Source organism: Bradyrhizobium sp. INPA03-11B, assembly GCF_040446015.1.
GTDB classification, from domain to species: Bacteria; Pseudomonadota; Alphaproteobacteria; order Rhizobiales; family Xanthobacteraceae; genus Bradyrhizobium; species Bradyrhizobium macuxiense_A.
Genome location: NZ_JASGSR010000002.1, coordinates 93,379 through 120,011, shown reverse-complemented (window position 1 = coordinate 120,011; position 26,633 = coordinate 93,379). Strand labels below are relative to the sequence as shown.

Sequence of the window (26,633 nt, the reverse complement as noted above, 5' to 3'; positions counted from 1 at the left end):
TCGGTTCCCGAATGTATTGGCGCGCAGCCTCAGGCGCGGCCGCCGGTGAGGTCATGCTTGTTGAAGAAGCGTACGTCGATATTGCGGCCTTCGGGCGGCGGCGAGGCGAGGCGCGACTTGAAAAACGCGCGTTCGCCGGGCTTGAGCACCGGCTGCTCCAGCACCGCATTCCAGGCATAGATCTCGGCGCCCTGCGCGTCGCGAACCGAGAAGCGCAGCCGCGGCAATTCGACCGGCTTCCTGGTCTGGCCGACGATCATGCCCTCGATGACCAGCACCGGCTTGCCGTCGACGGTCTCGTTGGTGATCTTGAGGTCCTTGAAGGCAAGCCCGCGCAGATTCACGTCGAGCCCGACCATCTTGTAGAACAGCGCCGTCTGCGGCAGCAGCCGCACCACGTCGTTGCGCCAGACGAACAGCGCGATGATCAGCGCGGCCATCGCGGCGCAGGTGGTCGGCAGCGCGCCGATCACCGGCATGAAGGGAATCCGGGGCAGGGAGGGTAGGCGGAACAGGCGGGGAAGCCGCGGCAGGCGGAAGCGGCGCTTTCCGCTCGCCTCCTCGCCGTCGGCATGAGCCGCGGCATCCGCCTCGGCCACCGCCGGCCACGCGGTGGCGGCGTCGCCCCCCTCGGGCAAATCGGCCGAAATCGACGGGCTGTCGACCACCGGGGTCTCGTCAGCCTCCTCGCGGCCCATTGCGTCCCATTCGGCGGCAAGATCGGAGCCGGCGGCCTCGTAGGCCAGAGTGGGCGCCGCCACCCCGATCGCATCCTCCGGCCGCGCCAGCCAGACCTCGCGGCAGCGGGAACAACGGACGGTGCGTCCGGCCTCCCCGAGGGTGGCCGGATTGATGGCATAGGATGTTGTACAATGCGGACAAACGATATGCATGGAGCCGAATCTCCACCGTGTGGTATGCCCGGATGCTACTGAGCGACCGTTAACGAATCGGAAACCATAACGGACGCACAAGCTTTCTGTGCGGTTCGCGGCCGCTCGGCGGGGTGTTCGGGCCGCCAAGGCGTTTTCGAGCGAAGTGGGTACCGGTTCGCGTGAATAAAACGCGTCCAAGCAAGAATCCAGAGCCGTTCCGATTTCATCGGAACGGAAAAGGCTCTGGAGTTGGGTATTGGGCCACAGGCCCTCTCGAACGGAGCTAGCGCATTGGTTCGGTTCGAAAATGTCGGTTTGCGCTACGGGCTCGGCCCGGAGATTTTGCGCGACCTTTCTTTCATGATCCCGGCGCATTCGTTCCAGTTCCTCACCGGGCCGTCCGGCGCGGGCAAGACCTCGCTGCTGCGGCTGTTATTCCTGTCGCTGCGGCCGACCCGAGGGCTGGTCAATTTGTTCGGCAAGGACGTCTCCCTGCTGAGCAAGGACCAGGTCGCCGACCTGCGCAAGCGGATCGGCATCGTGCTGCAGGACTTCCGCCTGCTCGACCACATGACGACCTATGAGAACGTCGCGCTGCCGTTCCGCGTCATGGGCCGCGAGGAATCGACCTATCGCCGCGAGGTGATCGACCTGTTGAAATGGGTCGGCCTCGGCGAGCGGATGGATGCGCTGCCGCCGATCCTGTCGGGCGGCGAGAAGCAGCGCGCGGCGATCGCGCGCGCGGTGATCTCGCGGCCGCAATTGCTGCTGGCGGACGAGCCGACCGGCAGCGTCGATCCGACGCTCGGGCGCCGCCTGCTGCGGCTGTTCATCGAGCTCAACAAATCCGGCACCGCGGTCATCATCGCGACCCACGACATCACGCTGATGGATCAATACGAGGCGCGGCGGCTGGTGCTGCATCAGGGACGGCTGCACATCTATGAATAGGAGCGGCGACGAGAAAGTGTCGTTGGTCGATCTCGGGCGCGAGCGTCCGCAGGTCCCGGCCACCGCACGCAACATGTCGCCGATCGTGCCGCGTGCCTCGATCTCGGGCCGCGCGCTGGTCGCGGTGGTCGCGATCATGACCTTCCTCGCCTCGCTGACGACGGGCACCGTGCTGCTGGTCAGCGCATCGGCGGCCGAGTGGCAATCGGAAGTCTCGAGCGAGATCACCATCCAGGTGCGCCCATCGCCCGGCCGCGACCTCGATCGCGATGCGCAGGCGGCTGCGGATGCGATGCGGGCGCAGTCCGGCATTCTCGAGGTCCGTCCGTTCAGCAAGGAGGAATCCGCCAAGCTACTGGAGCCGTGGCTCGGCAGCGGGCTCTCGATCGACGAACTGCCGGTGCCGCGCGTCATCGTGGCGCGGGTGCAGCCCGGCACCACGCTCGATCTCGCGAGCTTGCGCGCGCGGGTGACGCAAGTGGCGCCGACCGCAAGCGTCGACGATCACCGCGCCTGGATCGAGCGCATGCGCTCGATGACCGGCGCCACCGTGTTCGCCGGCGTCGGCATCCTGATCCTCGTGATCATCGCCACGATCATTTCAGTGTCGTTCGCCACCCGCGGCGCGATGGCCGCCAATCGCCCGATCGTCGAGGTGCTGCACTTCGTCGGCGCCGGCGACAGCTTCATCGCCAATCGCTTCCTGCGGCATTTCCTCAGGCTCGGCCTCGAGGGCGGGTTGATCGGCGGCGGCGCGGCGATGCTGGCGTTCGGCTTCTCCGAGTCGATCGCCAACTGGTTCTCCGGCACGCCGGTGGGCGACCAGTTCGCGGCCCTGCTCGGCACCTTCTCGTTGCGTCCGTCGGGTTATCTGGTGCTGGCGTTGCAGGCGGTGCTGATCGCGGCGATCACCGCATGGGCGTCGCGGCGCACCCTGTTCGCGACGCTCGACGACATCGATTGACGGCCGGCGGCATTGCAATGATGGCGCCGATTTCGTGATCGCGGTTCGCGGGGCGAGTGTGATTTGGCGGGCATACGCGCGGGCCGGGCCGCGGCAAAACCGGTTTCCACTTTTCCGGATCATGTTCTAAAATCCCCGGGGGGAAGGGTAGCCGCATCACATGAGTTTGCAGTCCGACGATACGTCGCCGAATGGCCATGCCGCGCGCCCGCGTGGCTGGCTGCGCGCCGCCATCGTCACGCCGCTGGCGCTGGCCTTCGTGGCCGCCGCGATCGGTTTCATCGGCTTCCTGTCGCAATTGCGCGGCGTCGAGACCGACCCGCCGCATAATGCCGACGGCATCGTGGTGCTGACCGGCGGCTCGTCGCGGGTGTCGGATGCGATGGAGCTGTTGGCGGCCGGCTACGGCAAGCGCCTGCTGATCTCGGGCGTGCATCCGACCAACGACGCCAGCGACATTTCGCGTTCGGTGCCGGACAGCCAGGGGCTGATGCGCTGCTGCGTCGATCTCGACCGCTCGGCGGTCAACACCCGCAGCAATGCGGCGGAGACGCGGCGCTGGGCGCGCGAACGCGGCTTCAAATCGCTGATCGTGGTGACCTCGAACTACCACATGCCACGCGCCATCGTGGAACTGTCGCATGCGATGCCCGACGTCACGCTGATCCCGTTCGCGGTGGTCGGCGACAAATGGCGCGACGAGCCGTGGTGGACGAGTGGCGGAACGTTCCGTCTCTTGCTATCGGAATACGCCAAATATGTCGCCGCGGAGGTCCGGGTGCGGCTGGCCGATATCGGCCTCGACCTGACCTCCGATCTCGCCGAGCAGCCGGCGGCCACGCCACGCCGCCCGGCGACGGCGCAGGCGTCTAACAAGGACTGAAATGATCTTCCTGCGCTCGCTGATCTTCAACGTGCTGTTCTATCTGGTGCTGGTGCTGCTCTGCATCGTCGCGCTGCCGGCGCTGCTGCTGCCGCGCGGCGCGCTGATGGCGATCGAAGCCCTGTGGGCCAGCACCAGCCTGTTTCTGATGCGCGTGATCTGCAACATCAGGATCGAGTTCCGCGGCGTCGAGAAGATCCCGCCGGGACCGTTGGTCGTCGCCTCCAAGCACCAGTCGTTCTGGGAGACGTTTGCGCTGGTGCGCTTCTTCGATCACCCGCTGTTCATTCTCAAGCGCGAGCTGATGATGATCCCGGTGTTCGGCTGGTACTTGAAGAAGGTCGGCATGATCTCGGTCGAGCGCGGCGGCGGTCCTCGCTCGCTTATCAAGACGCTGAAGCGCGCCGCGGCCGAGGTGAAGCTCGGCCGTCAGCTCGTGATCTTCCCCGAGGGCACCCGCACCGCGCCCGGCGCCGCGCCGAACTACAAGGCCGGCGTCGCGCAGATCTATACCGAGAGCGGCGTGCCGTGCCTGCCGATCGCGCTCAATTCGGGGCTGTTCTGGCCGCGCCGCACCTTCATGCGTTATCCCGGCACGCTGGTGGTCGAATTCCTCGATCCGCTGCCGCCCGGCCTGCCGCGCGACGAGTTCATGACCCGCCTGCGCGACCAGATCGAAACCGCCACCACCCGCATCGTCGACGCCGGACGCGCCGAGCAGGCGAAATTGTTCGGCGGTGTGCCGGGTGCGAAGAGGTAGGGGACGCTGACTTCCATTTAGTCGGTCGAGCGGCGCGCACGCTGCACCTCTCCCGCTTGCGGGGGAACTCGCACCGCATCGGATATGCGATGCGGGTGGGGGCTCCTGCCGCAGCGGGAGTTGTGGAGAGAGCGCAGCAATGCTTGCGGCCTATGGCGACCCTTAGCCCTCACCGCATCACGAACGGATTAGCCGGCACGTCCGTCGCAGTCGAAATCCAGACGCTCTTGGTCTCCTGATATTCGCGCACCGCGTCGATGCCGCTTTCGCGGCCGACGCCGGAGAACTTCATGCCGCCGAATGGCATCATGTAGCTGATGGCGCGGTAGGTGTTGACCCACACGGTGCCGGCGCGCAGCTGCTTCGGCACGCGGATGGCGCGGGCGAGGTCCTTGGTCCAGATGCCGGCGGCGAGACCGTAGATCGTGTCGTTGGCGATCCGGATGGCGTCTTCCTCGGTGTCGAAGGAGATGATCGACAGCACCGGGCCGAACACCTCCTCGCGCGCGATCCGCATGGTGTTGTCGACATCGGTGAAGATGGTCGGCTCGACGAATTGCCCGCCCTTGATGCCGTCGCCGGACGCGGGCTTGCCGCCGAGCAGGCAGCGCGCGCCTTCGGCCTTCGCGATATCGATATAGTCGAGCACCTTCTTGTACTGCGCGGGCGTCGTGATCGGGCCGACATTGGTGTCCGACTGCATCGGATCGCCGATCTTGGCGGATTTCGCCAGCTCCAGCACGCGCGCGACGAACTTCTCCTTGATCGAGCTCTGCACCAGAAGGCGCGATCCGGCGATGCAGGTCTGCCCCGTCGCGGCGAAGATGCCGGAGATGGCGCCGGCCGCGGCCGCCGTCAGATCCGCATCCTCGAACACGATGTTGGGCGATTTGCCGCCGAGCTCGAGCGAGACGCGCTTCAGGCTCTTGGCCGCGGTCTCGTAGACCTTGGCGCCGGTCGTATCCGACCCCGTGAAGGTGATCTTGGCGACGCCCGGATGCGAGATCAGCGCCGAGCCGGCCTCGGGCCCGAATCCGGTCACCACGTTGAAGATGCCGTCGGGGATCTCGGCCTCCTTCGTCAGCGCCGCGAATTCCAGCGTGCTGGCTGAAGTAAACTCAGACGGCTTGACGACCACGGCGCAACCGGCGGCAAGCGCCGCGGCGCATTTCCAGGCGACGAACAGCAGCGGCGAATTCCAGGCGGTCAGCGCCGCGACGACGCCGACCGGCTCATGCGTCGTGTAGGCAAACGTCTCTGCCTTGTCGATCGGCACCAGGCCGCCTTCGAGCTTGTCGACCAGGCCGCCGAAATACCACCACCATTCCGGATGGTAGCGGAGCTGGCCCAGCATCTCCGCCATCAGCTTGCCGTTGTCGCGCACCTCGATCTCGGCGAGACGTTCGGCATTGGCCGCGACGAGGTCGCCGAGCTTGCGCATTGCCTTGCCGCGGGCGGAGGCTGTCATCTTGGCCCACGGGCCGTTCCACATCGCCTCATTGGCGGCCTTCACCGCCTTGTCGGCGTCGGCGGCCGTGCCGCGCGGAATCTTCGCCCAGGCCTCGCCGCGATAGGGATCGATCGATTCGAACCACTCGCCATTGGCCGGGTCGACATACTGGCCGTTGATGTAGAGCTGATAGGTCTTCATGAGATCCTCCCGCAAGACGCTGGTTCTGGTTGGCCAAACGCTATCACGCCTTGCGCGACGCCGTCATAACGCGGCTGCGTGAACGGGGTTGCTCGGGCGTCAGGCGTGCGGCGCGGCAAGCTCGGCCGCGATGATCGCGCCGAGCGCCATGTCGCTCTGCTGGCCAAAACCGTGATGCACGATGTTGCCGTCGCGGCCGATCAGGATGCTGGTCGGGGTTCCCTGCATGCCGTAGCGCTGCATGGTGACGGGGATCGGCGTGCCGTCGCCGGCCTCATCGACGCCGATCGGGAAGGTCAGCCGGTATTCGTGGATGAAGGCTTCCAGCGACACTGGCGTCATCGCCGCGTGGTGCTCGAAGACGGTGTGCAGCCCGATCACCTGGAGGTCCGAATGCTTGAACAGCTCGAACGCGCGCTGGGTCTGCGGCGTGCCGTGCGATACGCAGCCGGGACACAGCATCTGAAACGCGTGCAGCAGCACCGGCCGGCCGCGCAGCCCGGCCAGGGTCAGCGGTTCGTTGCTGTTGAACCAGCGCGACGCGGCGATTTCCGGTGCTGGAGTCACGGCCTGGTTCCTTGCGCCTGCCAACTCGTTGCAAGTTGGCAAGATCGGCGACGGCCTGTCAACGGCTGCTAGCATGATCCGGAAAAGTGCGAAGCGGTTTTCCGAAAAAGATCATGCTCAAACAATTCACGAAGCGCTTGCGGCGGCCCGGCGTGCGCGACGTGCTGCGCGGCGCCGCTGGGTCCACAGTCTCGCGCGGTCGAGATAGAGATAGACCACCGGCGTCGTGTAGAGCGTCAGGATCTGGCTCAGGATCAGCCCGCCGAAGATCGCGATGCCGAGCGGCTGGCGCAGCTCGCTGCCTTCGCCGAGGCCGATCATCAGCGGCACCGCGCCGAACAAGGCGGCGAGCGTCGTCATCATGATCGGGCGGAAGCGCATCAGGCAGGCCTGGTAGATCGCATCGCGCGACGACAGCCCGCGCTGGCGCTCGGCGTCGAGCGCGAAGTCGATCATCATGATGGCGTTCTTCTTCACGATGCCGACCAGCAGGATCACCCCGATCATGCCGATAATGTCGAAATCGGTGTGCGACAGCATCAAGGCCGCCACCGCGCCGACGCCGGCCGAGGGCAGGGTGGAGAGGATGGTCAGCGGGTGGATGTAGCTCTCATAGAGCATGCCGAGCGAGATGTAGATCGTCGCGAGCGCCGCAAGGATCAGGAACAGCTCGTTCGCCAGCGCCTGCTGGAAGATCTTCGCGGAGCCGGCAAAGCCGCCGGAAATGCCGGCGGGCATGCCGAGCGCGTGCATCGCATTCTCGATCGTGGTGGTGGCTGTGCTCAGCGAGACGCCCGGCGGCAGGTTGAAGGAGATGGTGCTGGACACCAGTAGATCCTGGTGATTGACCGAGAGCGGCGTATCGCCATGCTCGAAGCGCGCGACGCTGGATAGCGGGATCATCGTCTCGGCGCTGGTCGAGACCGCGGTTCCGGTCGAGGCGACGCCCTTGCCGGTGGCGCCGATCGAGTTGGTCGCCTGGTTGCGCACCACATTGGCGGCGACCGAGCTGATCGAGCTCTTCTGCGACGACGAGGCCACCGTCCCGGCCACCGCATTGGTGCTCTGGGTGCCGGTCGCCGACCCGCCCGAGGTCGAGATGTAGACCTCCTTCAGGGTCTGCGGATCCTGCGAGAAGCGCGGCGCGACCTCCATGATGACGTGATACTGGTTGCGCGCGACGAAGATGGTCGAGACCTGGCGCTGCCCGAACGCGTCATAGAGCGTGTTGTCGAGCTGGCTGACGGTGATGCCGAGCCGCGAGGCCGCGTCGCGATCGATCACCAGATTGGCCTGCAGCGCCTTGTTCTGCTGGTCGCTGTTGACGTCGGCAAGCGTCGGCTCCTTCTGCAGCGCGGCAACGAGCTTCGGCGTCCACTCGTTCAGCTCCGCGAAGGTCGAACCCTTCAGCGTGTATTGATACGCCGCGTTGCCCGAGCGGCCGCCGGCGCCGAGATCGCCGATCGATTGCAGGAACAAAGTTGCGCCGGCCACGCTCGCCAGCGGCTCGCGCAGCCGTTCGATCACCTTGTCGGCGCGCAGGTTGCGCTCGCCCATCGGCTTCAGCGAGGCGAACACGGTGCCGGTGTTGGTGCCGCCCGGCCCCACGCCGCCGCCGCCGGTGAAGCCGACCGCGGTATCGACCGCCGGATCCGCTTTCACGATGTCGATGAACTGGGTCAGCTTCTGCTGCATCAGCTGGAACGAGGTGCTCTGGTCGGCCTGGATCGAGCCGACCAGGAGCCCGGTGTCCTGCTGCGGCACGAAGCCCTTCGGCACGACCCGGTAGAGATGGAAGTTCAGATAGAGCGTCGAGCCCAGGATCAGCATCACCAGCAGCGGATGGCGCAGCGCGAGGCCGAGCGTCGCCCGGTAGCCGCCCAGCAGCAGCTCGAACACACGCTCGCTGATCCGGTAGATCCGGCCATGCGGCTGGCCTTCCTCCTTGCGCAGCAGCACGGCGCACATCATCGGCGTCGTGGTCAGCGAGACCACCAGCGAGATCACGATCGCGATCGTGATAGTCATGGCGAATTCGCGAAACAGGCGGCCGACCAGCCCGCCCATCAAGAGGATCGGCACGAACACCGCGACCAGCGACACGCTCATCGACAGCACCGTGAAGCCGACCTCGCGGGTGCCGAGCAGCGTCGCCTCCAGCCGCGACAGCCCGGCGTCCATGTGGCGGGTGATGTTTTCCAGCACCACGATGGCGTCGTCGACCACGAAGCCCGTCGCCACCGTCAGCGCCATCAGCGAGAAGATATCGAGCGTATAGCCGAGCAGGTACATCACGGCGAAGGTCGCGATCAGCGACACGCCGACCGCCACCACAGGCACCAGCGTCGCCCGAGCATTGCGCAGGAACGCGAACACGACCAGGATGACCAGCGCGACCGCGATCAACAGCGTGATCTCGACGTCGTGCAGCGAGGCCCGGATCGTCTTCGAGCGGTCCATCGCCAGCGTGATGTCGACCGCGGGCGAGACCGAGGCCTTCAGCTGCGGCATCAGCCCCTTCACATTGTCGACCATCTTGATGATGTTGGCGCCCGGCTGCCGGTACACGATCATCACGACGGCCGGCTTGCCGTTGGCAAGGCCGAGCGTGCGCGCATTCTCCACGGAATCGATGACGTCGCCGACGTCGGTCAGCCGCACCGCCGCGCCGTTGCGGTAGGCGACGACCAGCGGCCTGTAGTCGGCGGCCTTGCGGGCCTGGTCGTTGGCGTAGATCTGGTAGCGCTGGTCGCCGACGTCGATGCCGCCCTTCGGGCTGTGCGCATTGGCGCTCGACAGCGCGGCGCGGACATCCTCGAGCCCGATGCCGTATTTGTAGAGTGCCGGCGGGATCAGCTCGACGCGCACCGCGGGCAGCGAGCCGCCGCCGACCGAAACTTCGCCGACGCCCTCGACCTGCGACAGCTTTTGCGCCAGCACGGTCGAGGCGGCGTCATAGAGCTCGGCCGGCGTCAGCGTGTCCGAGGTCAGGGTGTAGATCAGGATCGGCGCCGAGGCCGGGTTGAACTTGCGGTAGGTCGGATTGGCGCGGAGGTTGGTCGGCAGGTCGGCGCGCGCGGCATTGATCGCTGCCTGCACGTCGCGCGCGGCGCCGTTGATGTCGCGGTCGATGTCGAATTGCAGCGTGATGCGGGCGTTGCCGAGCGAGGACACCGAGGTCATTTCGGTGACGCTGGCGATCTGGCCGAGATGCCGTTCCAAGGGGCTTGCCACGGTGGCGGCGACGTCGGCAGGGCTGGCACCAGGCAAGGTCGCCTGCACCATGATGGTCGGGATGTCGACGTCGGGCAGCGGCGACACCGGCAGCTTGAAGAACGCAATGATGCCCGCCACCACAAGTCCAAGCGACAGCAGCGTGGTGCCGACCGGCCGGCGGACAAAGGGGGCGGAGAGGTTCATTGCATCAGCGAGCGATGTTTGCGGATGAGCTTCTATCCGTCCGCGCCGCGATGCAAAAGCCTAAATGTCACAGGGTGCCGCCACACCTCCGCCGCGATTTGCCGGGGTGCGGCCAGGCCACGATCGGATTTGCGGCGCGATCTGTCCGAGCCGTTTCAGCTCGGGTCCGGTCCGGAGCCCTGCTTTGCGCGGGTCGCGCCACGTTCAAGAAGCCAGGCCGCGACCTCGCGATGTTCCGCTTGCTCTGCGATGTCGAGCGGTGTTTGCCCGGACCAGGGAGCGGGCCAGTTGAGGTCGGCTCCGCGCTCGAGCAGATATTTTGCCGTAGCGAGTTGCCCGCCGCGGCAGGCGTTCCAGAACGGTCCTGAAACCTCCTCGGCCGGGACGGTCGCGGTCTCGAGCCGACGGACAATCTCCGGCATCATGCCCAGCGCCGCCTCCTGCCACAGCTCCGTCCGCGCGCCGCGCTCGACCAGCCGCCGTGCCGCCGCCCATTGGCCGTAGCCGACGGCGCACGACAATGGCGGGCCGCCATCGATCGATGAGCCCTCATGCTCGATGTCGGCGCCGGCATCGAGCAGCGCGTCGATCAGCGCTACATCGTCGCTGCTGGCGGCCCAGTGCAGCGGCGTTTCGCGATGCCACATTGCGTCCGCCGGCGTATCAAGATCGGCGCCGGATGCGGCGAGGATCTGCACGATCGCTGCCGCATTCGGATTGTGACCCGGCCAATCGGCAAGCAGGTGCAGCGGGCTCCGGCCGCCGCCCTTCGCATCCACGACCACGCAGGTCGCAAGTTCGGGGTGGGACGCGAGCAGCGTGCGGAGGCGCTCGGCCTCACCGGCCTTGACGGCTGCCGTCAGCTCGACGGCTAGCGGGTCGTCGCTGCGCAATCTGGGCATCCCGGTGGTCATCGCTGGCCTCCTATCGCACTTGGGATCGATGATGCCGTAACTGTATGGCGGATGTTATTCGCGCCCACGGACACCGGGGGGGCGCTGGTGTGGTTGGGAAGAGCGACGGAGACCCCGAAAGGTGATAGTTGAGAGGTAGGCGCGGTTGCTGCCTCCGCAAGGGTGTCGTTCCCAAGAGAGCCCGGAGACTCATCTGTGAGCAAGACGAAAAATCCCCAGGAGAAGAAGCGGTTGAGCTACGAGCACGACCGGCGCAATACATATGGCGAAAATCAAAAGAGTAGCCGAAAGAACATTCCGCGCAGCAAGCAACTCTCGCATCAGGACGAGCGTCGTTCTGTGCGACAGTCCCTCATCGCTGCTCGGGGAAACGTCGTGGACGAGATAGCCGATGAGGCGCATTCGGATGCTCTGCGCAAAGGCCGAATGAAGAAGCTCAAAGCATTCCGCAAATCGCCCGATAGTCCGCTGGGCGAAGTCGTCAAACGGCGCTTGGGCAAGCGAACGAAAGGCAAGTAGACGCATCGCTGCGCGTCCGTCATCATGCCGCATAAGTGGCAATCTCGTGCGCTTACTCCCGCATCCAGTCTATTTCGCCGCGTTCTGGCTCGCGCCGACGAAGTAGAAATCTTCGCTTCCCGGCACCGAGCCATAGCTGAACGGCTGCTGCCGCCGGTCGGTCGCGGCCATCACGTCGTCGCGCACGAGGTCGAACAGCTTGCGGATCTCGATCCGGGGCGTCTGCATGCGCTTGATCAGGGCGGTCACGAACGGGCTGTGACCGCCGTCGCCGTCGAGCGCGACCTGGCCGTGCTTGGCGGCGTAGACGACCAGCGTGCCGCTGTCGGGTTCGACCTGGGCCAAGCCCCTGCCGATCGAACGCGACGCGACGGTGCGCTTGATCTGGTTGGCGAACGGATTGTCGCGGCAGGCATCGAGAATGACGAGGTGCAGCTTGCGCGCACCCTCGGTGGCGCCCATCACCTGGGTCAGCGCGACGGCCTCGTACGGCACGTCGCGGTCGGTCGCAAGTTTCGCATCGACCGGCACCAGATAGTTCTCGCCCGCCATCTCCATGCCGTGCCCGGCATAGTAGATCACCGCCCAGTCGGCGCCGTCGGCCGCGCTGGCGAATGACTTGAGCGCCTCGACCAGGCTGTCCCGCGTGGCGTCGGTGACGAGGCGGACATCCTGAAAACCCACGGCGCGCAGCGTATCGGCAATCGCAGCGGCGTCCTGGCCGGGGTTCGGCAGCACCGGCACGGAGCGATATTTCGAGTTGCCGACGACGAGGGCGACGCGCTTTTCGGTCGCCGCCTTCGAGCCCGTGCCGATCGGCTCGACCGGAACGGCCGCGGTGACCGCGGGAGCAGGTTTCGCCGCGGCGTGATCCGTGCCGACGCTCTTGTCCATGGTGGCGACCTTATCCAGTCGTTGCAGTCCTTCCCTGGCGACGCGCTGGCCCTGCGTGCGGTCGAGCTGGTCGAGGCCGATGACGTCGAGCGCGTGGCGGAAGTCGGCGCGGGCATTCTCGATATCGCCCTTCTCCTCGTCGGCGAGACCGCGCCGTGCGTAGTTCAGCGCGCCCTGGGCATTGAGTTGCGTCGCGTGGTCGTAGTCGCGCAAGGCCTGATCGAGCTGGCCTTTGCTCGCCAGCGTCAGGCCGCGCAGCGAGTAGAACTCGGGTTGCCCATCCTGGATGCCGATCGCGCGCTCGACATCCCGCGCGGCATTGTCGAGATCGCCGGCGCTGATCTCGACCACGGCGCGGCAATAATACGGGCCGGCTGCGCGAGGCGCGAGCTTGATCGCGTCCTGGCAATGCAGCGCGGCGAGCCGGTCCTTGCCGCTGAAATCATAGACCAGCGCGCGATTGACATAGGCGTACCACGAGTTGGGATCGAGCTCGATCGACTTGCCGTAATCGGCCAGCGCGCGATCATAGTCCCCGGTGGTAACGAACAGCTCGGCGCGATTGTTGAACCAGCCGGCGCTGAACGGACCGGCGGGCTTCAGCTGGATCGCCCGATCGAAATCGCTCAGCGCGCGGTCGTAGTCCTGGTTCTGCAGGAAGACCTTGGCCCGCTGGCCATAGGACGGCGCAAACGACGGATTGATCGCGATCGACTGATCGTAGTCCGCCTTGGCTTTCTCCAGATCGCCCTTGTTATGCCAGGCCAGCGCGCGGTTGTAATAAGTGATCGAAAGGTCGCGTCCCCTCGGATTGGCCGCGATCAGGCGGGTGCAGGCGGGGATCGCAAGCTCCGGATGCGGATCCCGGGCATCGCAGGCCGCGCCATCCTCTCTCAGTCCGGCATAGGATGGGGCATTCAGCAGCAACAGCAGGCCGAGCGCGGCGAGCTTGAGCAATGAGGGGCGCATTCCGGTCATTCCATTCCAGCGACCGGAAATTGAGACCACAATGTTGTTCGCGCCGTGGCAAAAATTCGCGCGCGAGGTTCCGCGCTCAGGCCGGATCGAGCCCGTCAGCCGCACGCGCGTCCCGATGCAGCGGGCCGGAATCATGCAGCATGGTCGCGAGCTGGTGCAGTTGGGTGTCGCGAAAACCCTGCTTCTCGATCGAGGCGACGGTCGAGAGCACATAGTCGCGGTTGTTGCCGGAGCGGCCATGGCCCTGCTGCACCAGGCGCAGCTGCTCGATTAGCGACAGCCGCCCGGCATATTGCACATGGCCGCGATCGACGACATAGGCCAGCGCAGAGACGCGATCGCGCGCCGCATTCTCCAGCCATACCGAGCGCATCACCTCGCGATAGACATTGGTGGTCTGCTCGCGCGCCCGCAAATAGCCGATGGTGTCGTGGCGCAGCCGGGCGGCGACGCGGAACGCGATGCCGCGGCAGGCGCCGCCGCGGTCGAGCCCGAGCACCAGGCCCGGCTTCTCCGGCGTGCCGCGGTGGTCGAACGAATAGACGCAGAGCGCGCGATGCTCGCCGATCAGCCGCGCCGGCACCTGCTCCAGGAACTCGAAGCCCGGCTTCCACATCAGCGAGCCGTAGCCGAACACCCAGAGGTCGCCGTCGGTTTCGGAATGGGGGGGATTTGCTGACATCGCGCTGATGGGCTAGCAGAACGGGCCGCCCAAGCGAAGCAGATTCCGTGATGTTTCCAAGGGTTGCTCAGGGCTTGGTCAAGGGTTGTTCAAGCCGTGCAGCCGCTTAGATTTTGACAAATTCGCGCTCCAAAGGACGCCGCATGTCCGATTTGACCTCCGCCCCCCGCCGCCGCTCGCGCTTCGGCCTCTATGCCGTCCCCGTCGCGGTCCTGATCGCCGCGGTGCTGTGGAGCGGATTCTGGTTCTTCGCCGCCTCGCAGGTCGGCGTGCAGGCCGATGCCTGGCGCGCGCAGGAGGCGAAGGCCGGCCGGGTCTATGATTGCGACAAGCGTTCGGTGGCGGGTTACCCGTTCCGGCTCGAGATCCGCTGCGAGCAGCCCAGCGTGATGCTGGTGTCGCAGACCGCCTCGCCGCAGATGTCGTTCGTGGCGCGGCTGGCCGAGATCCTGGTCGTGGCGCAGATCTATGATCCCAAGCTCGTGATCGCGGAGTTCAAGGGCCCGGCCACGATCGCCGAACGCAACGCGCAGCCGACGCTGTCGGTCGACTGGCGCCTCGGACGCGCCAGCGTGGTCGGCCTGCCGGCGGTGCCGCAGCGCGCCTCGCTCGACTTCGACGATCTCGCCATCGACCGCACCGGCGGTCCCGCGCCGACGCCGCTGATGCGCGTCAATCACATCGAGTTGCACGGAAGGCAGGTCGAGGGCTCGGCGCCGGACAGCCCCGCGATCGAGACCGTGCTGCAGATCAATGGCGGCACCTTGCAGGAAGTGCATCCGCTGCTCACCCAGCCGTTCAACGCCGACATCCATGCACGGCTGAACGGGTTGAAGGATTTCTCGCCGAAGCCGTGGCCTGATCGTTTCCGAGAGATCCAGGCCGCCGGCGGCAGCGTCGAGATCCAACAGTCGCGGATCGAGCAGGGCGATGTGCTGTCGGTCGCCGCCGGCACGCTGCGCCTCAACGCGCAAGGCCGCATCGAGGGCGAGCTGCAGATGACGGTCGCCGGCCTCGAGCGCGTCATCCCCGCGCTCGGCATCGACAAGATGCTGGAGGAGGGCGTACCGCAGTCGACGCTCGATCGCGTCGCGCCGGGCGTGAAGAGCCAGGACCTCAGCAATCTGTTCGGCGCGCTGGACCGCGCGATCCCCGGTCTCGGCAAGGTGATCAAGCAGAACGCCAATGCCGGCATCTCGGCCGGAATCAATTCGCTCGGCACCGAGGCCACGCTCGAAGGCAAGAAGGCGCGCAGCTTCCCGCTCCGCTTCGCCGACGGCGCAGTGTTTCTGGGCCCGCTGAAGGTCGCGCAGATTCCGCCGCTGTTTTGAGCAGCGCGCTCAGTCCGCCGGGATGAATCGGAGCGTGCCGGCGCGACGCGTTGGCTTGCCGGTGTCGTTGGTGTGATTGACGCCATCCATGACGGGCACGTCAGGGAAATCGAACGGGCTGACCCCGTCGAGGCAAGCGACGTTGACGGCATAGAGGTTCTGGTCGGAGCGCCGCTGATGATGGGTGTAGATCCCGCAGCGGGAGCAGAAGAAGTGCTGCGCCGTTCCGGTATGGAAGCGGTAGCTTGTCAGCGCGTCCTCGCCCTGCAGGAATTTGATCCCGCCCATTTCGGCCATGGCAACGACGGCGCCGCGCATGCGGCAGTAGGAGCAGGTGCAGCGGCGGATCGAGTTGAAGCCGTCGCTGAGCGCCACCTCGAAACGCACCGTACCGCAATGGCACTGGCCAGCCCGAACGTTCGTGTCGTGCACCATGTCGGTCGTGTCTCCGGTTCGTGACCTCTGCAAAGGTCATTTGCTGACTGAGACTGATCTCGGTACGGACGTATCCCTAAACTCCGAGCCGGACAATCCCGCAAAAACTCGCACATGGCGTTAGAAAAACTCACGCGAAGGCGCGAAGTCACCTTCATGGTGCTGTGTGAATTGCCCTGCGTGGTTGCGCGTTGCTGCCGGGCGCTCACGAATGCTCGAACGGGCCGACCTCGCGGATCACCTTGCAGATTTGCAGGAATCCGCTGGCGTAGAATTCGGCATGTCCGCGCTTCATGGTCTCGACGTGCTCTGGATGAGAGCGCCAGGCTTCGAGCGCCTCTTCCGAGGCGAAGCGAAACAGCGTGAGCTCTTCGCCATCTTCTGCCTTGAACGATTTGACCGAGACGAATCCCGGAAGGCGGCTGACAATCTCGTACATGCGTTCGCCGAGCCGGTTGTATTCGTCGAGCGAGGCGTTCGCTCGCAGCTTCAGGTCGCCAATCACAATGACTTCACCGATCATGCTTCTGTCCTTCGTCCATCGAATATCCATGGCAGCCTGAAACAGGTGCCGAACGACAATTCGATCTCGCGGCCGCTGTTGTTACACGTTCGCCGTCGTTCGCAGCGGGATGAGAAGCGGATTGTGCTGCGCAGAATCCGCCTTGTGCGCCGCGCGCACACCTTATTCCCTCGCGCGCGATATCGTCCATCACGGCAATCTATTCCCGCGGCCGCGATGAGAAAAACGTGACCGCAATCTTGCGGGGCGCCGCGAATATCATTCCCCGAGTACCGCTCTCTCTCGCCTGAGGAAACAACCTCGTGTGGAGGAAGCGATGCGAATTCTCGGGGGAATTCTGCTCGGCAGCATGCTGTTGTCGGCAGGTCCAGCGTTGGCGGATGACGATGCGTCGGAGCTGAAGGCGTTGAAGGCACGCCTCAAGCAGCTCGAACAGAAAATGGAGGTGCAGGCGCGCAAGGAGGAGGCGTTGGCGGCAAGGCAGAGCGCAATGCAAAACACGAGGATGGCGGCGAAGGCGCCGGTGCCGTTCGATCCCTGTGCATCGGGCAAGCTCTGCTACAAGGGCGTTACATTCACCTTCGGCGGCTGGGTCGATCTCACCGGCATCTATCGCACCCGCAATCTCGCCTCCGACACCGGTTCGGTCTACGCCTTCATCCCGTTCCCGCAGAGCAAGAACTTCAACACCGGCGAGTCGCGCTTCTCGGCGCGGCAGACCCGCTTCTCGGTGCTTGCGGAAGCCGAGGTGTTCGCCAACACCCGTGTCGCCGGCTACGGCGAAATGGATTTCGAAGGCGCGGCGCAGACCGCGAACTCGGTTGCCACCAACTCCTTCAACCCGCGGCTGCGGCAGGCCAGCGTCGAGGTCGATCGCACCGATCTCGGCCTGCATGTCCTTGCCGGCCAGAGCTGGTCGCTGAATGCGCCGAGCAAGGCCGGCATCGATCCGCGTTCGGTCGATGCGCCCGGCGTGATCGATTTCGAATCGGTACCCGGCTTCCTCGCAGCGCGGCAGCCCGGCATCCGGGTCTGGCAGGACATCGGGCCTGAATTCAAGCTCGCGGTCTCGGCGGAAAATCCGCAGACCTCGTTCTTCGGCGGCAACACGCCGCTGGTCGGCACGCCCGCGGTCGGGCCGCAGGGCGTGCTCAATCCGAACCTCTTGGTCAACCTCACCGGTCCGGGCGGCAGCTTCTTCAACAACGCCAACAATGTCAGCCTCAATCATGTGCCTGATTTCACCGTGAAGGGCGCCTGGGATCCGCGGCTCGGGCCCTACAAGCTGCATGTCGAGGGCTGGGCGCAGTATCGCGACTTCTACGATCGCTTCAACTTCGCCAATCACGACGTCAACACGGTGAGCTTCGGCGGGCATTTCTCGGCGGAGATCGTGCCGAAGCTGCTCGAGCTGCAGGGCTCCGCGTCGCACGGCGCGCTCGGCCGCTTTACTGCTGCGCCATTTCCGGATGCGACGGTGCGCCAGGACGGCACGATCCAGCCGCTGCCGATCACGGCGTTCCTGCTCGGCACGGTCTGGCACACGACGCCGTCGCTCGATCTCTACGCCTATGCCGGCCTCGAGAAGACCAAGGCAACGTTCTCCAATGTCGGCACGGTGCCGTTCGGCTACGGCAATCCGCTGTACAACAATCTCGGCTGCAACGTCGAGAACTCGCCGGCCGCGACCTGCAACGGCAATACCTCGGAGGTCAGGCAATATACCGCCGGCTTCTACGACACCATCTTCAAGGGTGACTACGGGGCGATCAAGGCCGGCGTCCAGTACTCCTACAACCAGCGCTTCGCCTTCGCAGGTGTCGGCGGCGCGCCGAGGACCGACGACCACATCATCATGTCGCAGATCCGCTACTACCCGTTCTAGGGCGGATAGCGACCACGAATGCGCTGCGCTCCCTCGCCCCGCTCTTGCGGGGAGAGGGTTGGGGTGAGGGGCGGTCTCCGCATAATTGGTGTTAGCTGTGTTTGTGGAGACTCCCCCTCACCCGGAATGCATCTAACGATGCATTCCGACCTCTCCCCGCACGCGGGGCGAGGTGAAGGGGAGCCCGTCGCTCGAGCTCGAGGGAAAGGAGCATCGCAGATGAGGATCATGTCCAGGCCGAAGGAGAGAGCCATGATCGCCCGCGAATTGATGATGGTCAGCCGCGCCGCGCATGTGTTGCAGCGAACCGGGCTGGCGATGGCCGGTGCCATGGCCGGCACCTTCGTCGCCGCCCAGCTGGCGAAGGGCCATGTCGTTTTCTTCGGCACGCTTGCTTTCATCGTGACAGCGATCGTGATCGGGGCCGCCGGCTTCTATCTCGGCATCGATATTCCGAGGCCCGCCTTGCGCGCGACGGGGCGCATCGATGCGGTCGAGCTCATGAGCGCGGGCGGCATCTTCCTCGCCGCGCTGGCTGCGCTGGTGTCGGTCTACGGCATCATCTTCGACGAGATTCCGCCGCGGACCTGGGAGTTCGTGATCGGTTCCTGGTGGTTCGGCGGCGTCCTCATGCTGGCGACGGCCGGCCTCGTCGGCCGCCAGCGGCTGACACAGAAGGTGGCGCCGATATCGGCGGGGCCGATCAGGGATCAACGGTTGCGGCGGTGAGCGCGTCCCGCTGCGCCAATCTGTCCCGTAGCTGAGACCGACCGATGCGGTACCCTCGCTGAAAAATCGGGGAGCGACCAAAATGCCAGCGACATTCAGCCGCCGTCACGTCATCGCTGCCGGAGCTGCCGCCGCCGCAATGCCGCTGCTGTCGCGCGGCGCCTCGGCGCAGGCCGCCTGGCCGTCGCGGCAAATCCGCATGATCTGCAGCTACCCGGCCGGCGGGCAGACCGACCTTTTGGCGCGCGCCTTCGGCGAATTTATCGCAAGGCAGGTCGGGCAAACCGTCGTCATCGAGAACAAAGCCGGTGCCTCCGGCTCGATCGGCGCCGCCGAGGTCGCGCGCGCCACGCCCGATGGCCACACCATCCTGTGCTCGATCTCGACCACCTATGTGATGAACCGGGCGATGATGAAGAATCCCGGCTACGACATGGACAAGGATCTGACGCTGGTCAGCGTCATTCCGGGCGCCGGGCTGCTGCTGGTCGCGAGCCCGAAACTCGGCGTCAAGACGCTGGCGGAATTCGTCGCCCACGCGCGCAGCAGCGGCAAGGTGAACTTCGGCACCTACAGCGCCGGCTCCGCCCCGCACATGACGATCAACGAACTCAACAAGCAGTACGGTCTCAATATCGAGCCGATCCACTATCGCGGCGAAGCACCGATGTGGACCGGGCTTGCCGAAGGCACGCTCGACGTCGCGATGGGCAGCTACACCGCGGCACAAACCGTCCTGCAGAGCAACCGCGGCGTCGTATTCGGCGTGCACTCCAAGAAGGTCGATGCGATCCCCGGGATTGCGACCCTGCCCGAACAGGGCGCGACATCGAAATTCTTCACCGTGAGCGGTTTCTCGGGCTGGGCGCTGCCGAAGGCGACGCCGCAGCCGATCGTCGACCGGCTGTCCGAACTCTGCGTCGCCGCCAACAACGATCCCAAGGTGAAGGAGGTGCTCGGGACCTTCGTGCTGGAGCCCGCGATCGGCTTCAGGGACAGCAATGCGCTCTATCAGCGCGAATTACCCGTCTGGATGGAAGCCGCCCAGTCGCTCGGCCTGCCGCCGGCGTAGGCATCTCTTCTTGTCAGTCCGGGAGAACTATCCTCACCGTTGTCCCTGCGAAAGCAGGGACCCATAACCACGAATGGTTATCGTTGAACGATGCTGGTACGACGAGTCCCTTCCAACACATCGGCCGCGGAGTATGGGTCTCTGCTTTCGCAGGGACGACGCGCGGGAGGAGTTGTGCACTCATTCCGCTGTCATCGCCCGGCTCGACCGGGCGATCCAGCATGCCGTGGCCCATCGGTTCAATAACGACTGTCTCTGGAATACTGGATCACCCGCTTTCGCGGGTGATGACACTGAAAGCTTGGTTGTTTGCGAGACCCCGCCGCAAATTCGGCGCATCCTCCCCTGGAGGGGGAGGATCGGTGCGCATGGAGCGGAGCGCAATGCGGACCGAGGTGGGGTGATCTCTCAACACGGGCACTGTTGGCTGTGGAGAGACCGTCACACCACCCCGGATCGCGTTTCGCCGCTCAACGCGATCCGACCCTCCCCCTCCAGGGGAGGGTAAGCGAGGATCGGCCTCTACCCGCCTACTTCTTCAAATTCGCGTGCGGGCGGCCGAAGTCGGGCGCGGCGGAGTCCTGGCCGATCTCGACGATGCCGCGGCGGATGGCGCGGGTGCGGGTGAAGTGGTCGAACAGCGCTTCGCCGTCGCCGCGCCGGATCGCACGGGTCAGCTTCGACAGATCCTCGGTGAAGGTGCCGAGCATCTCGAGCACGGCGTCCTTGTTGGCGAGGAACACGTCGCGCCACATCGTCGGATCGGAGGCCGCGATGCGGGTGAAGTCGCGGAAGCCGCCGGCGGAGAACTTGATCACCTCGGATTCCGTCACCTGCGCCAGCTCGTCGGCGGTGCCGACGATGGTGTAGGCGATCAGATGCGGCAGATGGCTGGTGATCGCGAGCACGAGGTCATGATGATCCGGCGTCATGATCTCGACCTTGGCGCCGAGCGCGGCCCAGAACGCGCGCAGCCGGTCGGTCGCGGCGGGGTCGGTGCCTTCGGGCGGCGTCAGGATGCACCAGCGGTTGATGAACAATTCGGCGAAGCCGGAGTCCGGACCGGAGTTCTCGGTGCCGGCGACGGGATGCGCAGGAACGAAATGCACGCCATCAGGCAGATGCGGCGCCATGTCCTTGACGACGGCGCCCTTCACCGAGCCGACGTCGGAGATAACGGCGCCGGGCTTCAGATGCGGCGCGATCTCGGCCGCAACCGGGCCGCAGGCGCCGACGGGAATGCAGAGGATGACGAGATCGGCATCCCTGACCGCTTCGGCATTGGTCTCGACGACGCGATCGACGATACCGAGCTCGGCAACGCGCGCCCGGGACTTCTCCGAGCGCGCGGTGGTCACGATCTCGCCGACGAGGCCCTGTGCGCGCGCGCCGCGCGCGATCGAGCCGCCGATCAGGCCGAAGCCGATCAGTGCGATGCGGTTGAAGAGCGGAGCCGTGGTCACGATGTCACTTTCCGGCCAGGAAGTCGCGCAGCCCCTCGACCACGAGGCGGTTGGCTTCCTCGGTGCCAATGGTCATGCGCAGCGCATGCGGCAGCTTGTAATTGTTGAGCGCGCGCAGCACGAGGCCGCGCCGCGTGAGATAGGCGTCGGCTTCCGCCGCGGTCCTGCCCTTGTCGGTCGGGAAGTGGATCAGCACGAAGTTGGCGACGCTCGGCGTCACCTTCAGCCCGAGCTTGCCGATCTCCTCGGTCAGCCAGTTGCGCCACTGTTCGGTGTGGGTCCGCGACATCTGCACATGCCCGCTATCCTCGATCGCCGCCACTGCGGCGAGCATCGCCGGCGTCGTGACGTTGAACGGACCGCGGATGCGGTTGCAGGCATCGACGATATGCGCCGGGCCGAACATCCAGCCGACGCGCAGCGCCGCCAGGCCGTGGATCTTGGAGAAGGTGTGCGTCACCACGGTGTTGTCGGTGGTCGCGACCAGCTCGATGCCGAGCTCGTAATCGTTGCGCGAGACATAGTCGGCGTAAGCCGCGTCGAGCACCAGCAGCACATGCGAAGGCAGGGCGGCGCGCAGGCGCTTGACCTCGTCGAACGGGATATAGGTGCCGGTCGGATTGTTCGGGTTGGCGAGCCAGACCAGTTTTGTGCGCGGCGTCACCACCTTGAGGATGGCGTCGACATCGGCGGTGAAATTGCTCTCGGCCGCGATCACGTTCTTCGCGCCGTTCGCCATGGTGGCGATCGGATAGACCAGGAAGCCGTGGGTGGTCGAGATCGCCTCGTCGCCGGGCGCGAGATAGGTGTGCGCCAAGAGATTGAGGATCTCGTCGGAGCCGGCGCCGCAGATGATGCGGTCGGGATCGAGCCCATAGGCGCGGCCGATCGCCTCGCGCAGCACGCGCGAGGTGCCCTCCGGATAGTCCTCGAGATGGTCAGCGGCGGCCTTGTAGGCCGCGATCGCCTTCGGCGACGGCCCGAACGGCGTCTCGTTGGCGGACAGCTTGAACACCTTGCGGCCCGGTTCCGGCACCGGGCTCTTGCCGGGCGTGTAGGGCGCAATATCGAGGATGCCGGGGTTCGGCACGGGGCGGGACATCATCTACTCCGGATATACGGACGGCCAGTTCTGACTTCAGGTCCTGCTTCAGGTCTTGCTTCAGGTCCTGGCCGATCCGTTAGAGGGCACCGTATAGCGCGTTGCGTGGCTGCCGACGAGGGCCGAAGAGCGCACCGAGGCGCCGGCCTTGATCAAGGCGAGCTTGATCTTCTCGAAACCCTTGCTCTCAAGGTCTTGCCCGGTGACCGAGACCAGCAGGGCTGCCCCGTCGAAGGCGGTGTCGGGGACCGCGACGATCTCGGCGAGCGGCGCCAGCGCGCGGGCGACATCGGCGTTCCAGCCGGAGACGCGCACGCTCCAGGTCTGCACCTCCGTCACCATGGCGTCGTCAGCGACCCGCGAGATCAGGAACACCGGCAGCGCGGCGGGATGGTCGGCGCGCTCGAGGAACGGCAGCCGCGCGATGATCTTCGGCGCGCCATCGGCCTCCAGCGCATTCCACCACGGCGTGCGGCTCGCGATCGCGGAGACCAGCGCGAGGTCGCCCCTCGATTTAGCCACCGCCTCGACTGCGGCCTGGGCGCTGAAATGCGACACGTAGGGCACCACGAAGCCGAAGTGAAACCGCGCCGAGTCGCGCATCGCGGACTCGCCGACCGAGACGTCAGCATGTACGGCGAATGGCGCCTGCACATAGGTGAAGGTCGAGATGATGACGCGCCAGATGCCCTCGATGGTGTCGAGCGGGAGGATGCCGCGATGGCGCTGCACCAGCTCGCGCATCATGCTGGCCTCGCGCGCCGGGCGGAACGCCGAGCCGACCTCCTGGGTCTTCTTGACCTGGATCAAGCGGTCGATGATGTCGCCGCGCGCCATCAGCAGGCGGTGCACCTGCTCGTCGATCGCATCGATCTCCTTGCGCAGCTCCTGCAGCGAAGGCGGCGACGGGGGTGGGTTGGACATGCTCTCAAACCTTGTCGTCCGGGCGGCCCGATGCCGTGCCGGACAGGGTCCCTGATTAGGAAAGACGGGCAGCGAAAGCAAAGAGAAACGTCGCAGGCGTGCCTTGCGCATTCGGTTAACCATGGGTGCCCGGCAGGGGGAGCTTCGCTGGCCGCCTTGACGGCGGGGGGCCTGAGGACTAGGTTCGCTGCACTCCGTGGTCATTTGAGCCGGCCGGCTTGCAGCCACGTTAAACAACTCGCTAAACAGGCCGGGGACAGATCAGCTCCCGGCCGAACCTTGTTCAGGCCGGGTTTTTTATGGCCTGATTTCTGTTCGAGCCCTCCCGCGCGGAGGCAGGGTCGCCTAGATGAGCAACGTGCGTCCGATACCGAGCCCGCAAACCCAGAGCGATGATCGCGCCCATGAGGCCGATCATCCGTCGTCATCGCTGGCGAAGTTCGGCATGGACCAGCCGCTCAAGCTGGATTGCGGCGTCGATCTCGCGCCGTTCCAGATCGCCTATCAGACCTATGGCCAGCTCAATGCCGACAGGTCCAACGCGATCCTGATCTGCCACGCGCTGACCGGCGATCAGCACGTCAACAACACCCATCCCGTCACCGGCAAGCCGGGCTGGTGGGACACCATGGTCGGCGCCGGCAAGCCGATCGATCCCGACAAATACTTCATCATCTGCTCCAACGTGATCGGCGGCTGCATGGGCTCGACCGGCCCTGCGTCGCTGAATCCCGCGACCGGCAAGGTGTGGGGGCTCGATTTCCCGATCATCACCATCCCCGACATGGTGCGTGCGCAGGCGATGCTGATCGACCGGCTCGGCATCACGACGCTGTTTTGCGTGGTCGGCGGTTCGATGGGCGGCATGCAGGTGCTGCAATGGACCGCGGCCTATCCCGAGCGCGTGTTCTCGACACTCGCGATCGCCTGCTCGACGCGCCACTCGGCGCAGAACATCGCGTTCCACGAGCTCGGCCGGCAGGCCGTGATGGCCGATCCGGACTGGCGCGGCGGCCGCTATGTCGACGAGGACACCCATCCGCATCGCGGATTGGCGGTGGCGCGGATGGCCGCGCACATCACCTATCTCTCGGACGCCGCGCTGCATCGCAAGTTCGGCCGCCGCATGCAGGACCGCGAGCTGCCGACCTTCTCGTTCGATGCGGATTTCCAGGTCGAGAGCTATCTGCGCTACCAGGGCTCGTCCTTTGTCGAGCGGTTCGATGCCAACAGCTATCTGTATCTGACCCGCGCGATGGACTATTTCGACATCGCGGCGGACCATAACGGCGTGCTGGCGAAGGCGTTCACCGGCATCAAGACCCGGTTCTGCGTGGTGTCGTTCACCAGCGACTGGCTGTTCCCGACCTCGGAATCGCGCGCGCTCGTGCATGCGCTGAATGCATCGAGTGCGCGGGTGTCGTTCGCCGAGATCGAGACCGATCGGGGGCACGACGCCTTCCTGCTCGATGTGCCCGAATTCCTCGAAATCTCCCGCGCTTTCCTGCAGGCGGCAGGCAAGGCGCGCGGACTGAAGGAAGACGGCCAGTCATGAGCATGCAGCAGACACTGCCCTTGCCGGGCGTCGCGCCGGAGCGGACCGGCGGTTATCGCAGGGATCATCTCCTGGTTGCCGAGATGGTGCAGCCGGGCTCGCGCGTGCTCGACGTCGGCTGCGGCGACGGCGAATTGCTGCAGCTGTTGGAGAGCCGCGGCATCGACGGCCGCGGCATCGAGCTGTCGCGCGAGGGCGTCAACGGCTGCGTCGCCAAGGGCCTCGCGGTGGTGCAGGGCGATGCCGACACCGACCTCGTCAACTATCCCGACGATGCGTTCGACTACGTGATCCTGTCGCAGACCTTGCAGGCGACGCGGCAGCCCAAGGTGGTGCTGGAGAACCTGCTGCGGATCGGCCAGCGCGCCATCGTCTCGTTCCCGAATTTCGGGTTCTGGAAGATGCGGCTGCAGCTTTTGATCGGCGGCCACATGCCGCGGACGGAGAATCTGCCGGCGAGCTGGTACGACACCTCCAACATCCATTTCTGCACCATCAAGGACTTCGTGGAGCTCTGCGAGCAGATCAACGTCAAGATGGAGCGCGCGGTGGCGCTCGATCTCTACGGCCGCCCGGTACCGCTCAATCTGCCGTGGTGGGTGTGGAACATGTTCGGCGAGCAGGGCGTGTTCCTGCTCAGCCGCGGCGCGGGGAAGTAGGATCTGCGCGGCGCGTCAAACCGGCGCTGCCACCAGTGACCTCGGATCGCGCACCGGCCAGCGGCCGGCCTCGACCAGCGCGATGAAGCGTTCCACCATCTCGTTGAACAGCGCCGGCTCCTCGAGGTTGAGCACGTGGCCCGACTTTGGAAAGAAGGCGAGGCCGGCGGCCGGCAGATGCTGCTTCAGGAACATGCTGGGCGCGATGCAATTGTCATCCTCGTCGCCGCACAGGATCAGCGCCGGCGTCGCCGCGCGCTTGATGGCGTCGGTCATGGTGTAGATCGAGGGCCGGCCGCCCTGGAAGCTGCGCATCGTGTTGGCCGAGCCCTTGGCGTCGTGGCGGGCGAGCGCGGCGTAGAAATCGGCATGGCCGCGCGGGTCCTTGACCAGGAACGGAATCCGGCTCGGCGCCTCGCGCGTCACCTTGGCGACCTCGACCGAGCCGATGGTCTCGTATTGCTCGGCATTGGCGCGGCACTGCGCGCGGAAGGCATCGAGATTCTCGAGGCTCGAGCCGGAGCCGACCGCGGCGAGCGTCATCGACAGCGCGCGCTCCGGCGCATTGAGTGCGATCTGCAGCGACGAATAGGAGCCCATCGAGAGGCCGACGAAATGCGCTTTCGCTATGCCGAGATGATCGAGCACCGCGAGCGCGTCGGTATAGAAATGCTTGTAGGTGTAGGCGTCGGCACTCGCAGGCACGTCCGACGGCGTGTAGCCGCGCGCGGAATAGGCGATGCAGCGGTGGCCGCGCGCGAAGTAGCGCAGCTGCGGTTCCCAGTTGGTGTGATCGGCCGCGAATTCGTGGAGGAAGATGATCGGGGTCCCGCTGCCGGCCTCTTCAAAGTGCAGGCGGACATTATCTTTCGTGGTGGCGTAGGGCATTGAAATTCT

Annotated in this window: 24 protein-coding genes and 1 riboswitch; of the genes, 11 read left to right on the top strand and 13 right to left on the bottom strand. The window is 65.7% G+C overall.

What is annotated here, in order from left to right:
* Window positions 1-29: 29 nt before the first annotated feature.
* A complete protein-coding gene (locus tag QMZ05_RS01575; RefSeq protein WP_353699166.1) occupies window positions 30-893 on the bottom strand; it encodes an MJ0042-type zinc finger domain-containing protein in 864 nt (287 codons plus the stop codon).
* A gap of 273 nt (window positions 894-1,166) precedes the next feature.
* Here QMZ05_RS01575 and ftsE point away from each other — a divergent pair, with 273 nt between their 5' ends.
* From ftsE to QMZ05_RS01555, 4 genes are all read left to right on the top strand, one after another.
* Window positions 1,167-1,826 (top strand): cell division ATP-binding protein FtsE, encoded by a 660-nt coding sequence (gene ftsE / locus QMZ05_RS01570; protein ID WP_021079468.1) that lies wholly within the window; start codon window positions 1,167-1,169, stop codon window positions 1,824-1,826.
* Complete coding sequence (locus QMZ05_RS01565; protein ID WP_074129082.1) at window positions 1,819-2,790, top strand: ABC transporter permease; 972 nt, start codon at window positions 1,819-1,821, stop codon at window positions 2,788-2,790. The genes ftsE and QMZ05_RS01565 overlap by 8 nt, the downstream gene beginning before the upstream one ends.
* Window positions 2,791-2,950: 160 nt before the next feature.
* On the top strand, window positions 2,951-3,673 hold the full coding sequence (locus QMZ05_RS01560; protein ID WP_353699165.1) for a YdcF family protein: 723 nt from the start codon (window positions 2,951-2,953) through the stop codon (window positions 3,671-3,673).
* Window position 3,674: 1 nt separating this feature from the next.
* Entirely contained in the window at window positions 3,675-4,433 is a 759-nt protein-coding gene (locus tag QMZ05_RS01555; RefSeq protein WP_353699164.1) for a lysophospholipid acyltransferase family protein, read from the top strand.
* A 169-nt stretch (window positions 4,434-4,602) separates the two neighbouring features.
* On the opposite strand, the gene QMZ05_RS01550 is transcribed toward QMZ05_RS01555, so the two are convergent.
* From QMZ05_RS01550 to QMZ05_RS01535, 4 genes are all read right to left on the bottom strand, one after another.
* A complete protein-coding gene (locus tag QMZ05_RS01550) occupies window positions 4,603-6,084 on the bottom strand; it encodes an aldehyde dehydrogenase (protein ID WP_353699163.1) in 1,482 nt (493 codons plus the stop codon).
* Between the two features lie 99 nt (window positions 6,085-6,183).
* Window positions 6,184-6,651 carry a redoxin domain-containing protein gene (locus QMZ05_RS01545; RefSeq protein WP_353699162.1) on the bottom strand — a complete coding sequence of 156 codons (468 nt, stop codon included), beginning with the start codon at window positions 6,649-6,651 and terminating at the stop codon, window positions 6,184-6,186.
* Between the two features lie 126 nt (window positions 6,652-6,777).
* Window positions 6,778-10,071, bottom strand: coding sequence for an efflux RND transporter permease subunit (locus QMZ05_RS01540; protein ID WP_353699161.1), 3,294 nt, complete (start codon window positions 10,069-10,071; stop codon window positions 6,778-6,780).
* A gap of 155 nt (window positions 10,072-10,226) precedes the next feature.
* Window positions 10,227-10,985: an ankyrin repeat domain-containing protein gene (locus tag QMZ05_RS01535; protein WP_353699160.1), complete on the bottom strand. Its 759-nt coding sequence runs from the start codon at window positions 10,983-10,985 to the stop codon at window positions 10,227-10,229.
* Between the two features lie 195 nt (window positions 10,986-11,180).
* On the opposite strand from QMZ05_RS01535, the gene QMZ05_RS01530 reads away from it, so the two are divergent.
* Complete coding sequence (locus tag QMZ05_RS01530; protein ID WP_353699159.1) at window positions 11,181-11,504, top strand: hypothetical protein; 324 nt, start codon at window positions 11,181-11,183, stop codon at window positions 11,502-11,504.
* A gap of 69 nt (window positions 11,505-11,573) precedes the next feature.
* On the opposite strand, the gene QMZ05_RS01525 is transcribed toward QMZ05_RS01530, so the two are convergent.
* Entirely contained in the window at window positions 11,574-13,367 is a 1,794-nt protein-coding gene (locus QMZ05_RS01525) for a caspase family protein (RefSeq protein ID WP_353699158.1), read from the bottom strand.
* 85 nt (window positions 13,368-13,452) lie between these two features.
* Window positions 13,453-14,058 carry a gamma-glutamylcyclotransferase gene (locus QMZ05_RS01520; protein ID WP_353699157.1) on the bottom strand — a complete coding sequence of 202 codons (606 nt, stop codon included), beginning with the start codon at window positions 14,056-14,058 and terminating at the stop codon, window positions 13,453-13,455.
* 143 nt (window positions 14,059-14,201) lie between these two features.
* On the opposite strand from QMZ05_RS01520, the gene QMZ05_RS01515 reads away from it, so the two are divergent.
* Window positions 14,202-15,389, top strand: a complete 1,188-nt coding sequence (locus QMZ05_RS01515; RefSeq protein WP_353699156.1) for a DUF2125 domain-containing protein — start codon at window positions 14,202-14,204, stop codon at window positions 15,387-15,389.
* Window positions 15,390-15,398: 9 nt separating this feature from the next.
* Here the strand turns inward: QMZ05_RS01515 and QMZ05_RS01510 are convergent, their stop codons facing one another.
* Together QMZ05_RS01510 and QMZ05_RS01505 are read right to left on the bottom strand one after the other, a co-directional pair.
* Window positions 15,399-15,824, bottom strand: a complete 426-nt coding sequence (locus tag QMZ05_RS01510) for a GFA family protein (protein ID WP_353699155.1) — start codon at window positions 15,822-15,824, stop codon at window positions 15,399-15,401.
* Window positions 15,825-16,029: 205 nt separating this feature from the next.
* Window positions 16,030-16,347, bottom strand: coding sequence for an antibiotic biosynthesis monooxygenase (locus tag QMZ05_RS01505; protein ID WP_353699154.1), 318 nt, complete (start codon window positions 16,345-16,347; stop codon window positions 16,030-16,032).
* A 316-nt stretch (window positions 16,348-16,663) separates the two neighbouring features.
* On the opposite strand from QMZ05_RS01505, the gene QMZ05_RS01500 reads away from it, so the two are divergent.
* From QMZ05_RS01500 to QMZ05_RS01490, 3 genes are all read left to right on the top strand, one after another.
* The gene (locus QMZ05_RS01500; RefSeq protein WP_353699153.1) at window positions 16,664-18,232 is read left to right on the top strand and encodes a hypothetical protein; all 1,569 of its coding nucleotides are present in this window, start codon (window positions 16,664-16,666) and stop codon (window positions 18,230-18,232) included.
* Between the two features lie 252 nt (window positions 18,233-18,484).
* Window positions 18,485-18,961 (top strand): hypothetical protein, encoded by a 477-nt coding sequence (locus QMZ05_RS01495; RefSeq protein WP_353699152.1) that lies wholly within the window; start codon window positions 18,485-18,487, stop codon window positions 18,959-18,961.
* Between the two features lie 82 nt (window positions 18,962-19,043).
* Window positions 19,044-20,033: a tripartite tricarboxylate transporter substrate binding protein gene (locus QMZ05_RS01490; protein ID WP_353699151.1), complete on the top strand. Its 990-nt coding sequence runs from the start codon at window positions 19,044-19,046 to the stop codon at window positions 20,031-20,033.
* A 530-nt stretch (window positions 20,034-20,563) separates the two neighbouring features.
* On the opposite strand, the gene QMZ05_RS01485 is transcribed toward QMZ05_RS01490, so the two are convergent.
* The 3 genes from QMZ05_RS01485 to QMZ05_RS01475 are packed head-to-tail and all read right to left on the bottom strand — an operon-like array spanning window position 20,564 to window position 23,522.
* Complete coding sequence (locus tag QMZ05_RS01485) at window positions 20,564-21,496, bottom strand: prephenate/arogenate dehydrogenase family protein (protein WP_353699150.1); 933 nt, start codon at window positions 21,494-21,496, stop codon at window positions 20,564-20,566.
* Window positions 21,497-21,500: 4 nt separating this feature from the next.
* Window positions 21,501-22,598: a histidinol-phosphate transaminase gene (gene hisC / locus QMZ05_RS01480; RefSeq protein WP_353699149.1), complete on the bottom strand. Its 1,098-nt coding sequence runs from the start codon at window positions 22,596-22,598 to the stop codon at window positions 21,501-21,503.
* Between the two features lie 60 nt (window positions 22,599-22,658).
* On the bottom strand, window positions 22,659-23,522 hold the full coding sequence (locus QMZ05_RS01475; RefSeq protein WP_353699148.1) for a chorismate mutase: 864 nt from the start codon (window positions 23,520-23,522) through the stop codon (window positions 22,659-22,661).
* 186 nt (window positions 23,523-23,708) lie between these two features.
* Window positions 23,709-23,788, top strand: a riboswitch (SAM riboswitch).
* Between the two features lie 83 nt (window positions 23,789-23,871).
* Between QMZ05_RS01475 and QMZ05_RS01470 the strand changes: the two genes are divergently transcribed.
* Entirely contained in the window at window positions 23,872-25,077 is a 1,206-nt protein-coding gene (locus QMZ05_RS01470) for a homoserine O-acetyltransferase (RefSeq protein WP_353699147.1), read from the top strand.
* Window positions 25,074-25,736 (top strand): methionine biosynthesis protein MetW, encoded by a 663-nt coding sequence (gene metW, locus QMZ05_RS01465; protein ID WP_279709425.1) that lies wholly within the window; start codon window positions 25,074-25,076, stop codon window positions 25,734-25,736. Before QMZ05_RS01470 ends, metW begins: the two co-directional genes overlap by 4 nt.
* 15 nt (window positions 25,737-25,751) lie before the next feature.
* Here the strand turns inward: metW and QMZ05_RS01460 are convergent, their stop codons facing one another.
* Window positions 25,752-26,624: an alpha/beta hydrolase gene (locus QMZ05_RS01460; protein WP_353699146.1), complete on the bottom strand. Its 873-nt coding sequence runs from the start codon at window positions 26,622-26,624 to the stop codon at window positions 25,752-25,754.
* Window positions 26,625-26,633 lie beyond the last annotated feature (9 nt).